This window comes from Klebsiella pasteurii (genome assembly GCF_018139045.1).
GTDB classification, from domain to species: domain Bacteria; phylum Pseudomonadota; class Gammaproteobacteria; order Enterobacterales; family Enterobacteriaceae; genus Klebsiella; species Klebsiella grimontii.
Genome location: NZ_CP073236.1, coordinates 2,576,394 through 2,591,729, shown reverse-complemented (window position 1 = coordinate 2,591,729; position 15,336 = coordinate 2,576,394). Strand labels below are relative to the sequence as shown.

Annotated in this window: 14 protein-coding genes and 1 other RNA gene; 7 read left to right on the top strand and 8 right to left on the bottom strand. The window is 48.0% G+C overall.

Going from position 1 to position 15,336, the window contains the following annotated elements; genetic code table 11:
* The first annotated feature begins 306 nt into the window (after window positions 1-306).
* A complete protein-coding gene (locus KCG39_RS12075) occupies window positions 307-3,411 on the top strand; it encodes a P-loop NTPase (RefSeq protein ID WP_211811606.1) in 3,105 nt (1,034 codons plus the stop codon).
* A gap of 61 nt (window positions 3,412-3,472) precedes the next feature.
* Here KCG39_RS12075 and KCG39_RS12070 read toward each other — a convergent pair whose 3' ends face one another.
* From KCG39_RS12070 to smpB, 3 genes are all read right to left on the bottom strand, one after another.
* Window positions 3,473-4,666 (bottom strand): integrase domain-containing protein, encoded by a 1,194-nt coding sequence (locus tag KCG39_RS12070; protein ID WP_211811605.1) that lies wholly within the window; start codon window positions 4,664-4,666, stop codon window positions 3,473-3,475.
* Window positions 4,667-4,849: 183 nt separating this feature from the next.
* Window positions 4,850-5,213: a transfer-messenger RNA gene (gene ssrA / locus KCG39_RS12065) on the bottom strand.
* Between the two features lie 144 nt (window positions 5,214-5,357).
* Window positions 5,358-5,840 carry an SsrA-binding protein SmpB gene (gene smpB, locus KCG39_RS12060; protein WP_004104655.1) on the bottom strand — a complete coding sequence of 161 codons (483 nt, stop codon included), beginning with the start codon at window positions 5,838-5,840 and terminating at the stop codon, window positions 5,358-5,360.
* A 149-nt stretch (window positions 5,841-5,989) separates the two neighbouring features.
* On the opposite strand from smpB, the gene KCG39_RS12055 reads away from it, so the two are divergent.
* Both KCG39_RS12055 and KCG39_RS12050 read left to right on the top strand, forming a co-directional pair.
* Window positions 5,990-6,427 carry a type II toxin-antitoxin system RatA family toxin gene (locus KCG39_RS12055; protein ID WP_004123817.1) on the top strand — a complete coding sequence of 146 codons (438 nt, stop codon included), beginning with the start codon at window positions 5,990-5,992 and terminating at the stop codon, window positions 6,425-6,427.
* Window positions 6,417-6,707 carry an RnfH family protein gene (locus KCG39_RS12050; RefSeq protein ID WP_004123815.1) on the top strand — a complete coding sequence of 97 codons (291 nt, stop codon included), beginning with the start codon at window positions 6,417-6,419 and terminating at the stop codon, window positions 6,705-6,707. Before KCG39_RS12055 ends, KCG39_RS12050 begins: the two co-directional genes overlap by 11 nt.
* A 66-nt stretch (window positions 6,708-6,773) precedes the next feature.
* Here the strand turns inward: KCG39_RS12050 and bamE are convergent, their stop codons facing one another.
* The 3 genes from bamE to nadK form a co-directional block, all read right to left on the bottom strand.
* Window positions 6,774-7,115, bottom strand: a complete 342-nt coding sequence (bamE, locus tag KCG39_RS12045) for an outer membrane protein assembly factor BamE (protein ID WP_004123807.1) — start codon at window positions 7,113-7,115, stop codon at window positions 6,774-6,776.
* Window positions 7,116-7,262: 147 nt separating this feature from the next.
* Window positions 7,263-8,924: a DNA repair protein RecN gene (recN, locus tag KCG39_RS12040; protein WP_087829086.1), complete on the bottom strand. Its 1,662-nt coding sequence runs from the start codon at window positions 8,922-8,924 to the stop codon at window positions 7,263-7,265.
* 86 nt (window positions 8,925-9,010) lie between these two features.
* Window positions 9,011-9,889: an NAD(+) kinase gene (gene nadK, locus KCG39_RS12035; protein ID WP_004123797.1), complete on the bottom strand. Its 879-nt coding sequence runs from the start codon at window positions 9,887-9,889 to the stop codon at window positions 9,011-9,013.
* Window positions 9,890-10,013: 124 nt separating this feature from the next.
* Here nadK and grpE point away from each other — a divergent pair, with 124 nt between their 5' ends.
* The gene (grpE, locus tag KCG39_RS12030) at window positions 10,014-10,604 is read left to right on the top strand and encodes a nucleotide exchange factor GrpE (protein WP_004123793.1); all 591 of its coding nucleotides are present in this window, start codon (window positions 10,014-10,016) and stop codon (window positions 10,602-10,604) included.
* A gap of 64 nt (window positions 10,605-10,668) precedes the next feature.
* Here grpE and KCG39_RS12025 read toward each other — a convergent pair whose 3' ends face one another.
* Together KCG39_RS12025 and KCG39_RS12020 are read right to left on the bottom strand one after the other, a co-directional pair.
* A complete protein-coding gene (locus tag KCG39_RS12025; RefSeq protein WP_004123790.1) occupies window positions 10,669-11,958 on the bottom strand; it encodes an HlyC/CorC family transporter in 1,290 nt (429 codons plus the stop codon).
* A gap of 18 nt (window positions 11,959-11,976) precedes the next feature.
* On the bottom strand, window positions 11,977-12,768 hold the full coding sequence (locus KCG39_RS12020) for a cytochrome C assembly family protein (protein WP_087829087.1): 792 nt from the start codon (window positions 12,766-12,768) through the stop codon (window positions 11,977-11,979).
* Between the two features lie 164 nt (window positions 12,769-12,932).
* Between KCG39_RS12020 and ffh the strand changes: the two genes are divergently transcribed.
* The 3 genes from ffh (at window position 12,933) to rimM (ending at window position 15,331) form a co-directional block, all read left to right on the top strand.
* Window positions 12,933-14,300: a signal recognition particle protein gene (gene ffh / locus KCG39_RS12015; protein WP_004123779.1), complete on the top strand. Its 1,368-nt coding sequence runs from the start codon at window positions 12,933-12,935 to the stop codon at window positions 14,298-14,300.
* A 215-nt stretch (window positions 14,301-14,515) separates the two neighbouring features.
* Window positions 14,516-14,764 (top strand): 30S ribosomal protein S16, encoded by a 249-nt coding sequence (gene rpsP / locus KCG39_RS12010; RefSeq protein WP_004123777.1) that lies wholly within the window; start codon window positions 14,516-14,518, stop codon window positions 14,762-14,764.
* A gap of 18 nt (window positions 14,765-14,782) precedes the next feature.
* Window positions 14,783-15,331: a ribosome maturation factor RimM gene (gene rimM / locus KCG39_RS12005; RefSeq protein ID WP_004123774.1), complete on the top strand. Its 549-nt coding sequence runs from the start codon at window positions 14,783-14,785 to the stop codon at window positions 15,329-15,331.
* The last annotated feature ends 5 nt before the right edge of the window (window positions 15,332-15,336 follow it).

Genomic DNA, 15,336 nt, shown 5'->3' with positions numbered 1-15,336 from the left:
CACAGAAAGAAATTAAAATCTACGCATCAGGTTTCTGAATGTTGGATCACTAAAACATTGAAAATGTCTTCATGGATTCTCATTGGCCATAAATTTAATATAAGGATAGGAAGGTTTCTAACTATAGGGCTTCATAGTATAAAAAATTATATAACAAAAAGTTATTCTTGTGCGCATTTATATACCAATTGAAAATATGTTTGGTATCTAAAAAATTAGCGAAAGTAGTTGACCTAAATTGTAATGTGAGATTATTTATCTAATTGAAAATTCTACTGGCACATCTAGATTATTAGAGGACAGAGCATGAGCCTACCGCAGACACTTATAGATAAAATAAAAAGAGGAAGAGTTGTTCTATTTCTAGGTTCCGGTGCTTTAATTGGCGCGAAACTAAAAAAATATGATGTGCCTAAAGGGAACGATTTGGGAATATTGATATCTGATAGATTCCTTAACGGTGATTATAAATATGAATCTTTGACTCAAATTGCTGATTTGGCAATATCAGAGCATGGAATAATAGATGTGCAAGAGTTTATTAGGGAGGTATTTGAGGATCTTGAAGTTAACGATTTTCATAAAATAATTCCCGATTTTCAATGGAAAGCTATTTTTTCAACTAATTATGATAGGATGATAGAGTTTTGTTACGAAACTAAAAAGACAAATCAAACTCTTTCTATACATTTATCTAATAATGATGGCTTTAATGAGGGTGAGAAGACAACTGATATACTTAATTTTATAAAATTGCATGGGTGCATAACCAGAACCAGAGACCCAGAGTTGCCACTCATTTTGACTGTTGAACAATTCAATGATTACGAAAAAAATAGGAATTTATTGTTTAAATACTTATATGAGTTGGCTATAGAATATAGCATTGTATTTGTTGGACATAGTTTACAGGATGCAAACATAAGACATATAATATCAATGGTTAATAATAATGTACCCCAAGGACAAAGGCATTATTTATTGAAGCCAGGTATAAAAGATCCCGAAATTAATTTATGGGCTTCCAAAAAAATAAATGCTTTAAATTTTACCTTTGAGGCCTTTTTGAGAGAGGTTAATGATGTAATACCTTGGTCTGAAAGATTCAACTATCTTATTACGCCAGTTCAGAATAATGCTATACAAAAAATATTTGTAACTACTGCACCTCCATCCGAAGAGCTTAATAGAATTCTAACAGATAGCATACAATATGTGCATTCTGATATGAATACTGAACAATTTAACCCAAAGGAATTTTATAAAGGTTCTGATTTGGGATGGTATGCACAAAGTGCAGAATTAGCTATTAAAAGATCTTTATTAGATCGTTTCTTAGAGGAAGTAATACTAAAACCTGAAACTGAAAGAAGTGATACCACCGAGTTGATTTTGCTCAAAGGTGAAGCAGGGTCAGGAAAAACAGTTTTTCTCCGGCAAGTTGCTTGGGAAATGAGGGTTATGGATTTTGGATGCCCACTTTGGGTTAATAATGGAGATAATTTAACTGTTGAAATCATCAAAGAGGTAATAGAAAAAACCAATGAAAGAGTTTTTCTTTATTGGGATAATGCATCATTACACGTAAACAAGATCGCTGCGTTTATGAATAACGCAATAAAAGCCGAGTTGAAAATAACGATAATAACAGCTGAAAGATATAACGAATGGAGTCAACGTTGCGATTCACTTAAAGAGTTAATAACCGAAGTATATTCTTTGCATAATCTTAGTGAGTCTGAAGTGACAAACTTAGTCGAGAAACTAGAGTTTCATGATTGCTTAGGCCCTAACCTCATAAATAAAAATAAAGCTGAGCGTATACAGGAGTTTATTGTTAATTCAGAGCGGCAATTATTAGTTGCTTTGCACGAAGCAACTATGGGGGAACCATTTGAAGATATTATCTTCAGTGAATACAATTCTATCTATCCTATACAGGCAAGAACAATCTACCGAACAATTTGCACATTGAATAGGCTACGAGTTCCTGTTAGAGCAGGCCTAATTGCTAGAATTTTCGGCATCAATTTCACTGAGTTCAAACAGCAGTTTTTTACTCCATTGGAGAAAATAGTATTATGGGATTCAGAGGGGAATGATGATTATCATTATAGAGCTCGTCACTCGGAAATAGCGGAAATAGTATTCAATCGTGCATTTAGCAATACATTAGAAAAATATAATGAATATACTCAAATATTAGATAAGATAAATATTGCATTTGAATCTGATAGGATTTCTTTTAGACAATTTATGCGAGCAAAATCTCTTCATGAGATTTTCCCCGATTATCAAGATGTAATTAGCATTTATCAACAGGCTCTCAAAACCATAGGAGAAGATCCCTATTTGTTACAGCAAATGGCAAACTTTGAGAGGATAAGGCCAAATGGAAATTTAACTCTTGCGATAGAATTACTTGAGAATGCGAAGGAAAAGGCTCCTTATGACAGCAGTATAATTCACACCATGGCAACAGTATGGCGAGATAAAGCCAATAATAGTAATGAAGCCTATGATAGGATAAAGTTTCGTGGAGAGGCTCGACATTTATTACAGGAAGCACAAAGACGATGGGGAGGGAGTCCGTACATCTTAACAACTCTTCTTGAGCTTTCTATCGATAATTTTGAAGATAATATTAAGGATGATAATGTTTCTGGGAAAATTATAGATGATCTAATCAGTAGGATTGAAGAAGAAATTACCATTAGCAAGCAAAAATATCCGGATGAAGCAATGCTCTCAAACCTGGAAGCAAGATTTGCCGGAATTATGAGTGATGATGGAAGAATACTAAGTTCATTACTTGCTGCTTTCAGTGATAACTCTAGGGATCCCTTTATAGCGATAAGACTTTCGAAAATATATATTGATAAAGGTGACTTTAATGAAGCTTCTAAGGTTTTGACGCAGGCTTTAGAAAGAAGACGAAACGACCATCGGTTGAATTATCAGTATGCGGAATTGCTAAGATTAATGGACCCCTCTAAAAGAGCTCCTTTGATTTACTATTATAGAAGGGCATTTACTCCGAACGATAAAAACTTTCATGCTCAATTTTGGTTCGCTCGATTTGCATATGAGTCAAGTGATCCTAAAGAAGTTGCATTATCTGCTGACATTTTCGAGTATCTTCGGACTTCCAGAGTATCAAAAGATGACCGGTTCAAAATTAGAGATTATATAGGTGGTGAAATCAACCCAACAATATTTAGGGGGAGTTTGAAAGGAATCAATAGCGGATTTGGGTTCGTAACGGTCGATGGAAGTGGAAAAGATATTTTTTTTCCACGATCTGAGGTTCAACATGACCTTTGGGAAGCATTGAAGGTAGGTGATAGGCTGAAGTTTAATATCGGTTTCAATTATGCTGGTACGGTTGCATGTAATATCGTCCCATCATAGTATTATTTTATAATTATGAGGCTGATTAAATAAAAAATATCAGTCTCATTTATTTTTTATTTTAATGTTTATCTTTTACCAATCCACCCCACCATGTCATTATTTCTTGTCTTTGTACTAAATAAGTTGAACGATTATATGCTCTCCGAACTTCATTTTTATCACTATGAGCTAAAGCTGCTTCAATGATATCCGGGTTGAAACCAGCTTCATTCATTGCTGTGCTTGCGATAGAGCGCAGCCCATGAGCAACAAGTTTTCCACCATAGCCGATACGTTTCAAAGCGGCATTAGCCGTTTGGCTGTTCATCGCCTGCTTTGGATCATTTCTACTCGGGAAAACATGTTCACGATGAGCACTGATTGGCTTCATCACTTCCAGAATATCTAATGCTTGTTGAGATAGAGGAACGATGTGCTCACGCTTTGCCTTCATCCGTTCGGCTGGAATAGTCCAGAGCTTTGCATTGAGATCGATCTCTTCCCAACGAGCACCTGAGGCCTCTGAAGGGCGAACGAGCGTCAGGAGCTGCCACTCTATGAGGCAGCGTGTTGGAACAGATAAATTAGACATAACCAGTGACCGCATCAATTTTGGCAATTCTTCTGGCCGCAGCGTCGGCATGTTTTGCTTTTTTGGTTTCTCAAAGGCCATGCCAACACCTGATGCCGGATTCGCATCTATCAGACCGGTGTTAACCGCATAAATCATTATCTCGTTAACACGCTGTACCAAACGACGAACAGTCTCAAGAGCACCGCGCGCTTTAATTGGCTCTAGTGCTTCAACAATCGTTCTGGCCTTTATCTCCTGAACAGGCATCGAACCTATAGCGGAGAACACATCTTTGTCTAAAGAGCGCCAGATGTCTTTTGCATAATCCTCTGTGACGCTTTTGCTTTTAAGCTGGAACCAGTTAGCAGCCACCGTTGAGAAAATGCTGTCTAACTCAATCTGGCGCTGTTCTGACGCTTGCTCCTGTTGCTGTTGTGGATCCATGCCTTGCGCGAGCGTGGTTAAGTGCTGGTCGCGAATCTGACGAGCTGCTGCGAGTGTAAGGGCAGGGTATGATCCGAGGCTGAGATTAGTTCGGCTGCCACTGTTCGGACGTTGATAGCGGAAGCGCCAGAGCTTTTTACCAGTAGTTTTGACGAGTAAGAACAGGCCATCACCATCATGTAAGGTGAAGTCTTTTTCACGGGGTTTAGCTTTAAGTATTTCGTTGTTAGTCAGTGGGCGTGTAATGCGCGCCATGTCTGGATCCCTTCCATAATTGGTACACGTTTAATGGACCACAGTATAGCGTGTACCTAAACGTGTACCAATTTTCTCTGGATTTAGCCGGATGCCCTCGGACAACGACAGACACAAAAAAGCCCGCAGGGCTTGTGCCATGCGGGCTTTCAGGATTTCCCCGGACGTATCCGGAAGAGCAAGTGGTGGAGCTGGCGGGAGTTGAACCCGCGTCCGAAATTCCTACATCCTCGGTACTACATGCTTAGTCAGTCTTTACATTCGCCTGGCACCTGCGGACAGACACGCCACTACCAGACTAGCCTGATTAGTTTTAACGTTTCAACCCCAGGCAGGGCCTCCACGCGATCTCTTTTGGGTTTGACCTCTCTTTGATCCCCGTCTTAAGAGCGGAAGCTAGGGAGAGAGGGCTCAGAGCAGGTTATTAAGCTGCTAAAGCGTAGTTTTCGTCGTTTGCGACTATTTTTTTGCGGCTTTTTACGAGGCCAACCGCCCCTCGGCATGCACCTTGGGTTTCGCAAATCCCGTCGAATCCAGAATCAGCCCCAATGTGTACGTTGAGTATAACAGATTTATGAATGCGCTTACCAGCCCTCGTTTCGAGGATTAAGGCGTCAGGTTGGGTGAAAAATCAGCATCAACAACAATATAGCGCCAGGGTCAGCAAAACTGACCCTGATGGGATGGGGAGTTAACGACCCGCGTGCTTCATAATTCGGGCTTTATCTACTGCCCATTCGCGGTCTTTGATATCGGTACGCTTGTCGTGCTGTTTTTTACCTTTTGCTACGCCGATTTTGACTTTGCACCAGGCATTTTTCCAGTACAGAGAAAGAGCGACCACAGTGTAACCTTCGCGGTTGATACGCCCGTACAGGGTATCCAGTTCACGCTGGTTGAGCAGAAGCTTACGGGTACGCGTCGGGTCGCAGACGTAGTGAGTGGAAGCAACAGCCATTGGCGTAAAGTTGGCGCCAAACAGATAGGCTTCGCCATCTTTCAAAATGACATAGCTATCACCAATATTGGCTTTACCAGCACGGAGAGATTTTACCTCCCATCCCTGCAGAGCAAGACCAGCCTCGTATTCATCTTCAATAAAGTATTCATGACGGGCGCGTTTATTCAGCGCAATGGTGGCTGATCCAGGTTTGTGGGCTTTTTTCTTAGTCATAGTATCCTGAAGTCATCGTCTTAAAACAGTCGTACCTCAATCTTCCCGCGAGGCGTAATGGGCTATCTTAGCACGAGTTGCGGTACAGCGTTTTTTTTAGCAGCAGATAAATGATATTATTTACACCGTGTTTATATGTGGAACCTGCTATGCCTCAGATTAGCCGTACCGCCCTCGTGCCGTTCAGTGCGGAACAGATGTACCAACTGGTAAATGATGTGAAGTCCTACCCTGATTTTCTGCCGGGCTGCACCGGTAGCCGGGTTCTGGAGCTCGGTCCGACGCAAATGACCGCGGCGGTTGACGTCTCCAAAGCAGGTATCAGCAAGACCTTCACAACGCGAAATACGCTGACCAGTAACCAGAGTATTCTCATGAGTCTGGTCGATGGTCCGTTTAAGAAGCTGATTGGCGGCTGGAAGTTTATCCCCTTAAGCCCGGAAGCGTGCAAAATTGAGTTTCATCTCGATTTTGAATTCACCAATAAGCTGATTGAAATGGCGTTTGGTCGTATCTTCAAAGAGCTGGCCATGAATATGGTGCAAGCGTTTACGACGCGGGCAAAAGAGGTTTACAGTGTCGGCTAACATCATCGTTGAAGTTGCCTACGCCTTGCCGGAAAAGCAGTATCTGCAACGCGTTAAGCTGGAAGAGGGCGCGACGGTCGAGCAGGCGATCGTGGCCAGCGGTCTTCTGGCGTTACGTGATGATATCGATCTGGCGAAGAACAAAGTGGGTATTTATAGCCGCCCGGCGAAGCTTCAGGATCGGGTCCACGATGGCGATCGAGTAGAGATCTATCGGCCGCTGATTGCAGACCCTAAAGAGCTGCGTCGCCAGCGGGCTGAGAAAAGCGCGGGAAAGTAACCGTTTCGCACAAAGCTCAGAGATAAAAAAAAGCGCTCATTGAGCGCTTTTTGCATATTGATAGCCTTACTCCGCCGTCAGGGCAGGTTTGTTATCAATGTTGGTCAGCACACCGCTGCTGTTGAAGGTCAGGGTAAGCGTCTGTTGGGTAACTTTTTCATGCCCAGGCTGCTGACGGAAAACGTAGAACCAGGTATTGGTGCCAAACGGATCTGACATCATCGGGGTACCAAGAGCATAGGCAACCTGTTGTTGCGTCATGCCGACACGAATTTTTGCTACATCGGTTGGTGCCAGATAGTTTCCCTGGTTGATGTCAGGACGGTAAACCACTCGTTCCAGAGTGGAACAGCCTGCGGTCAACATAAGAAGAACCGCTGCGGCAGCAGTCAGCATTTTACAGCGCATAGTGATTTGATTCCTTTTTGGGCCCGAGCAGTACGTGGCTCATCTGTAATATGCCGATGATAATAGACCTTTGCCCGGTTGGGAACCTTCGGCTGCAGGTCTATCGGCAATTTGCTGTTCACTATGACTCTGTGAAAATCAAAAAGTTTAGGCGGCAAGCAACTCTTTCGCGTTTGCCAGGGTATTACGAGTGACTTCACTACCGCCCAGCAGGCGGGCCAGTTCCTGCAAACGAGCGCGTTTATCCAGAGGGTGCATATGCGTCTCGGTCATTTCACCGTCCGTTTCCTTGCAGACGAAGAAATGGTGATGTCCACAACCGGCAACCTGCGGTAAGTGGGTAACGCACATTACCTGGGTTGATTCGCCTAATTGACGCAGTAGTTTACCGACGACTGCCGCCGTAGGGCCGCTGATGCCGACATCCACTTCATCGAAAATCAGCGCCGGAGTTTCCATCTTACGTGCGGTGATGACCTGAATCGCCAGCGCAATACGTGACAGCTCGCCTCCGGAGGCAACTTTAGCAATCGGCTGCAGCGGCTGACCCGGGTTAGTGGTGACGCGGAATTCGATATGGTCCGCGCCTTCAGCCGTAAGGTGGCGCTCATCAAACGCGACATCAATGGCGAACACACCGTGCGGCATCGAGAGTGAGTGCATACTCTCCGTAATGAGCTGAGTCAATTCATCGGCGCTATTTTGGCGCAGGGCATGCAGCTGCTTTGCCGTATCCAGCGCCAGCTGATGATGCTCAACGACCAGTTGGCTAAGAGATTCCAGAGAACCGGCGCTATCATCCAGCATACGCTGCTCTTCCAGTAGGGATTGGTAAAGGTCAGGAAGCTCTTCGGGCGCGATTTGATGCTTCCGCGCCAGGGCGATCTGTCGGGAGATACGCTGCTCCAGCTCGAACAGGCGGTTCGGATCGAGATCGAGGCGATCGTGATAATGGCGCAGTTCGTCCGTTGCTTCGCTAAGCTGGATAGACGCCTCTTCAAGCATATCGAGTACCCCGGAGAGGTTACTGTCCATACCTGCCAGCTCGCTGACCAGCTGCTTCGCGGCGTACAGTTGACTCTGCAGGTTGGATTCTTCGCCGTCTGCCAGTACCGTCAGCGCATGCTGGCAGGTCGTCAGCAGCTGACCGCTGTTAGCCAGACGTTTGTATTCTTCATCAATTTGTTCGAATTCGCCCGACTGCGGGTTGAACTCGTTTAGCTCTTTTAATTGATATTGCAGCAGGTCCGCACGGGCTGCGCGCTCCTGACTTTGCTGCTGATGCTGCGCCAGATCGCGACAGCTTTTATGCCACTGACGATAGCGCTCTGCCATTAGCTGAGTAAGCGCATACTCACCGGTATAGCCATCAAGCAGCGTCTTCTGGTGTTCGGGTTTAGTCAGCAACTGGTGGGCGTGCTGGCCGTGGATCTGGATAAGCAGTTGACCCAGATCGCGAAGCTGGGATAAAGGGACTGCCGTGCCGTTAATAAAACCGCGAGAGCGGCCGTCAGCGCTGATGACGCGGCGAAGTAAACACTCACGCCCGCTTTCCAACTGGTTCTGTTCCAGCCAGCGCTGAGCGGCAGGTGTGTCTTTCAGGGAGAAGCGGGCGCATAAATCAGCCCGGTTGGCGCCTCTGCGCACCATATCGGCTTCCGCCCGACCACCGAGGCACAGCCCCAGCGCGTCGATAGCGATCGATTTACCGGCGCCGGTCTCGCCGGTAATGGCGGTCATACCGCTGTGAAAATCGATTTCAAGCTCACGAACAATAGCAAAATTACTAATAGTGAGTTGTGCCAACATAGCTGCCTTCCTGTATGAAAAACCATTACTGTGTTTTCGTACAGTATAATCTGGTTTTTTATCCAGTAAAGGGGCTGGCTATAAAATCAGAACAATTTTTTCGACCAGCCAAGCTTGGTGCTTAATGTGTTGAAATAGCTGTAATCTTTTGGGTGGATGAGATTGAGGTGATAATCACAGCGGCGGATCAGCACATCTTCACCATCCTGAATTGGAAGCGCTATCTGGCTATCGCAGCTAATTTCAAGGTCGCTACAGCGTTGAGAAAAGCGCAGGCGAATGGTGCTGTCGCCATTGATCACCAGCGGGCGTGCCGAGAGCGTATGCGGGAACATGGGGACCAGGGTGATCGCATCCAGTGAAGGCGTGAGGATCGGCCCTCCAGCAGAGAGTGAATAAGCCGTGGAGCCGGTGGGCGTGGAGATAATCAGGCCATCGGAGCGCTGAGAGAAAGCAAATACCTCATCAATGTAAACTTCAAACTCAATCATATGCGCCACTTTGCCGGGGTGCAGGACAACTTCATTAATTGCCGTGCTGATGCGCTTCTGGCAATCCTGCTGACACACCTGAGCTTCCAGCAGAAAGCGTTTTTCGGCGATATAGTGGCCTTCGAGCACATCGGCAAGCTGCTGTAGCGCGTTATCCGGGTCGAGATCGGTCAGAAAACCGAGGTTGCCGCGGTTAATCCCAATAACGTTAATGTCGTAGCGCGCCAGCGTACGGGCTGCGCCGAGCATATTGCCATCGCCGCCAACCACGACGGCCAGATCTGCCTGTTGGCCAATTTCGGCCAACGTCCCGGTCTTGACATTGCTGAGCTGAAGTTCATGCGCTATTTGCTGCTCAACCAGCACTTCATAACCTTTGCCGGACAGCCAGCGCCAGAGCATTTCATGTGTGGTCAGCGCGGTTGGGTGACGAGGGTGTCCCACAATGCCTATACACTTGAAGTGGTTCTTCATGATCTGGATGTCCTTGCGTTAAATGAATAGTGACAATCTGGCCGCGTTCCCTTGAAACCAGGAAGCTGATCCCCATAATAAGCGAAGTTAGCGAGATGAATGCGAAAAAAACGCGGAGAAATTCATGAGTAGTAAAGAACAGAAAACGCCTGAGGGGCAAGCCCCGGAAGAAATTATCACGGAGCAGCACGACGACGTTGAGGCGGTAGAGCCTGAGGTTTCGGCTGAGCAGGTGGATCCGCGCGATGAAAAAATTGCGAATCTGGAAGCTCAGCTTGCTGAAGCGCAGAAGCGCGAACGTGAAGTATTGCTACGTGCGAAAGCCGATGAAGATAACCTGCGCCGCCGTACCGAGCTGGATATCGAAAAAGCGCATAAGTTTGCGCTGGAAAAATTCGTCAACGAGCTGCTGCCGGTCATCGACAGCCTGGATCGCGCGCTGGAAGTCGCTGATAAAGCTAACCCGGATATGGCGCCGATGGTTGAAGGCATCGAACTGACGCTGAAGTCCATGCTCGACGTGGTACGTAAGTTCGGCGTGGAAGTGATTGGCGATACGAACGTGCCGCTGGATCCGAACGTCCATCAGGCCATTGCGATGGTTGAGTCCGAAGACGTCGCGCCAGGCAACGTGCTGGGCGTTATGCAAAAGGGTTATACCCTGAACGGTCGTACTATTCGCGCGGCGATGGTCACCGTCGCGAAAGCGAAGTAAATAAGCGAAACGGCTACCGTGAGGTGGCCGTTTTTCTATTCCCTTCTGTCAGTCCGCAGGGTGGCTATGACTCAGCCACGCTCTCGCGAATGGGTTTAACCGGCATCACCTTCACCCGTTTAATCATATTCTCCTGAACATCAAGAATATCGATATCATACTGTTCGATGCGTACGCGGGTACCCGGAGCGGGGATCTCTTCGAGTGCTTCCAGGATGATACCGTTAATGGTTCGCGCTTCATCTTCCGGGAGATGCCAGTTAAATGCCTTGTTGATTTCCCGTACGTTGGCGGTTCCATCGATAATCACTGAGCCATCATTAAGCGGCGTCACCTCTTCAGCAAGCGTAGGCGACATTGAAGTCGTAAAATCGCCGACGATCTCTTCGAGGATATCCTCAACCGTAACCAGACCCTGAATGTCGCCATATTCATCAACGACCAGACCCACTTTCTTTTTATTACGCTGGAATTTCACCAGCTGCGTACTGAGCGGCGTTCCTTCCGGCACGAAGTAAATTTCATCGGCGGCGCGCAGCATGACTTCTTTTGTGAACTCTTTTTTCTCGGTCATCAGGCGATAAGCTTCGCGTACCCGCAGCATGCTGATGGCATCGTCCAGCGTGTCGCGGTACAGCACGATGCGCCCGTGTGGAGAGTGGGTCAGCTGGCGGACGATGGATTTCCAGTCGTCGTTAATATTGATACCGACAATATCGTTGCGCGGAACCATGATGTCGTCAACGCTGACTTTCTCGAGGTCCAGGACGGAGAGCAGCATGTCCTGATTGCGCCGGGAGATTTGCGAACGTGATTCATTAACGATAGTGCGCAGCTCATCTTTGCTTAATGCCCCGCTAATCACGATGTCGGTTTTAATGCCCATCATGCGCATCAGAATGCGGGTAATCGTGTTGAGCAACCACACCAGCGGCATCATCAGTATTTGCAGCGGCGCGAGCAGGAGGCTGCTGGGATAGGCCACCTTTTCTGGATAGAGCGCCGCGATGGTTTTTGGCAGCACTTCGGCAAACACCAGCACCACAAACGTCAGGACGCCGGTGGCAATGGCGACGCCGGCATCGCCGTACAGGCGCATACCTACAATGGTACCCAACGCCGAGGCAAGAATGTTGACGAGGTTATTACCAATGAGAACCAGGCTAATGAGACGGTCAGGCTTGCGCAGGAGCTTTTCGACGCGTTTTGCCTGACGATTGCCCTGCTTGGCCAAATGACGCAGGCGATAGCGGTTTAGCGTCATCATGCCGGTTTCTGAACCGGAGAAATAGGCGGAGATAACCACCATGACGATCAGCGTCACGATCAGCGTGGTGGTGGAGATATGTTCCACTTGGGATTCCTTAAAGACTTAGCTCATTAACTGTTGCAATACGCGGCTACCAAAGTAGGCCAGCGTCAACAGTCCTGCGCCAGTCACGTTAAACCAGACGACCCGGCGTCCGCGCCACCCTTCATGATAGTGGCCCCAAAGCAGGACGATATAAACAAACCACGCAATAATAGACAGTACTGCTTTATCAATGTTTTCCGCGCTAAATAGGTTGTGCATATAAAACAACCCGGTGCACAGCGTCAGGGTTAACAGCACCACGCCTATCTGGGTGATATGGAACATTTTACGTTCAATGCTCATCAGCGGCGGCATTTCGCTACTGAAGGTCAACTTTTTATTCTTCAGCTGATAGTCAATCCACGCCAGCTGCAGAGCGTAAAGCGCAGCGATAATCAGCGTAGCATAAGAAAAGAGCGACAGGCCGATATGGACCAACATCCCCGGCGTGGTTTCCAGATGCGTGATGTACTCGTTCGGCATAAAGGTCGCGAACGCGAGGTTGATTAAGGCGAAGGTGTAGACAATGGGCAGCAATAGCCAGCCGCGATTACGCGATGCGACGATGGTCATCACCGTACAGATCATCAGGCTGACCAGCGATCCCACGTTTAATAGACTGAGGTTTTGCCCGCTTTCGCCGCCGGGAAAAATGCGTGACTCCAGCGCGAAGGCGTGACAAATCAACGCAATAGTTGCGGAAAGAATCGCCATCCGCCGCCAACTGCTGTTTTTTTGCAGCAGACCAGGGACGATCAGCGCGAGGCTGATGGAGTACGCGACAAGAGCGAGTAGAGCAAAAACAGGCATATGGGCGTCGACTGTTGACTAAATAGTAAAGAGAAGCAGTATAGCGTCACGCGACTCTGGCTCCAACCGTTGCAGCACATTCGCGTTTATGTCGTGTTATACTGCGCCCATTCCGTTTTTGTGTCGCTGCGGCGACCGACCGTTTCCACCTCAGGCGAGAGACAATGTTTGATAATTTAACCGATCGTTTGTCGCGTACGCTGCGCAACATTAGCGGCCGCGGACGCCTTACTGAAGACAACATTAAAGATACCCTGCGCGAAGTGCGTATGGCGCTGCTGGAGGCGGACGTTGCTCTGCCTGTGGTACGTGACTTCATCAACCGCGTAAAAGAAAGCGCGGTAGGTCATGAAGTCAACAAAAGCCTGACCCCGGGCCAGGAGTTCGTCAAAATTGTGCGCAACGAACTGGTTGCCGCGATGGGCGAAGAGAACCAGGCGCTGGATTTAGCCGCGCAGCCGCCAGCCGTGGTGCTGATGGCCGGTTTGCAGGGGGCGGGTAAAACCACCAGCGTCGCTAAGCTGGGTAAGTTCCTGCGTGAAAAGCACAAGAAGAAAGTCCTGGTGGTTTCCGCTGACGTCTATCGCCCTGCGGCGATCAAGCAGCTGGAAACGCTGGCCGAGCAGGTTAGCGTTGATTTCTTCCCGTCTGACGTAGGTCAGAAGCCGGTTGATATCGTGAATGCCGCGCTGAAGGAAGCGAAGCTCAAATTCTACGACGTGCTGCTGGTGGATACTGCCGGTCGTCTGCACGTTGATGAAGCGATGATGGATGAGATTAAGCAGGTCCATGCGTCTCTCAATCCAGTAGAAACCCTCTTTGTTGTCGATGCGATGACCGGCCAGGATGCGGCGAACACGGCGAAAGCGTTTAACGAGGCTCTGCCGTTGACCGGGGTGGTGCTGACCAAAGTGGACGGCGACGCCCGCGGCGGTGCGGCGCTGTCGATTCGTCATATCACCGGTAAGCCGATTAAATTCCTTGGCGTTGGCGAGAAAACCGAAGCTCTGGAGCCGTTCCATCCGGACCGTATCGCCTCCCGTATTCTCGGCATGGGCGACGTTCTGTCGCTGATCGAAGATATCGAAAGTAAGGTTGACCGCGCGCAGGCTGAAAAGCTGGCTTCCAAACTGAAAAAAGGCGACGGTTTTGATCTCACCGATTTCCTTGAACAGCTGCGGCAGATGAAAAACATGGGCGGTATGGCCAGCCTGATGGGCAAGCTGCCGGGCATGGGACAGATACCGGACAACGTTAAATCGCAGATGGACGATAAAGTGCTGGTGCGTATGGAAGCCATCATCAACTCGATGACGCTGAAAGAGCGCGCCAAACCGGAAATTATTAAAGGTTCGCGTAAGCGCCGCATCGCCGCAGGCTGCGGAATGCAGGTGCAGGATGTGAACCGTCTGCTCAAACAGTTTGATGATATGCAGCGCATGATGAAGAAGATGAAGTCGAAAGGCGGCATGATGAAGATGATGCGCGGAATGAAAGGTATGATGCCGCCTGGGTTCCCCGGCGGGCGATAGTATCGTCGCTATTTTGCTGTCGGGGCGCGCTTCTTTTTTTACCCATTGTTGGCGCGCTCTGGCTCAGTTACCCCATTTAGGGGGCCTTCCACGGCAGAGTTTATAACTGCTGATTGCAATTTCCCCAGAAATCAGTAAAATTTTCGGGCTTTTAATATGACACCGGGCTCCGTTCCTCGATGGGGCCCGGTGTTTTATTCACACAAGAGGATGTTATGGTTACTATTCGTTTAGCACGTCACGGCGCGAAAAAGCGTCCGTTCTACCAGGTTGTTGTTACCGACAGCCGTAATGCACGCAACGGTCGCTTCATCGAGCGCGTTGGTTTCTTCAACCCGATCGCTTCTGCGACCGAAGAAGGAACTCGTCTGGATCTGGATCGTATCGCTCACTGGGTTGGCCTGGGCGCTACTGTTTCCGATCGCGTAGCTGCGCTGATCAAAGCCGCTAACAAAGCAGCTTAATCTGTCACGGTGGTCATGATGAGCAAGCAACACACCGCACAAGCACCTGTTGAACCGATTGTATTGGGCAAGATGGGTTCTTCCTACGGTATCCGTGGTTGGCTCAGAGTGTTTTCCTCCACCGAAGACGCCGAAAGCATTTTTGACTATCAGCCCTGGTTTATCCAGAAGGCGGGTCAGTGGCAGGTTGTTGAGCTGGAAAGCTGGCGCCACCACAATCAGGATATCGTCATTAAGCTGAAAGGCATTGACGATCGCGATGCAGCGAATCTTTTGACTAATTGCGAAATTGTCGTGGATTCATCGCAGCTGCCTGCGCTTGAAGAGGGTGACTATTACTGGAAAGACCTGATGGGCTGCCAGGTAGTGACCACTGAAGGTTATGGTCTCGGTAAAGTCATCGATATGATGGAAACTGGATCTAATGACGTTCTCGTCATCAAGGCAAACCTGAAAGATGCATTTGGTATCAAGGAGCGGTTGGTTCCGTTCCTCGATGGGCAGGTTATCAAGAAAGTCGATCTCGCTACTCGTACTATCGAAGTAGATTGGGATCCTGGTTTTTAAATTCT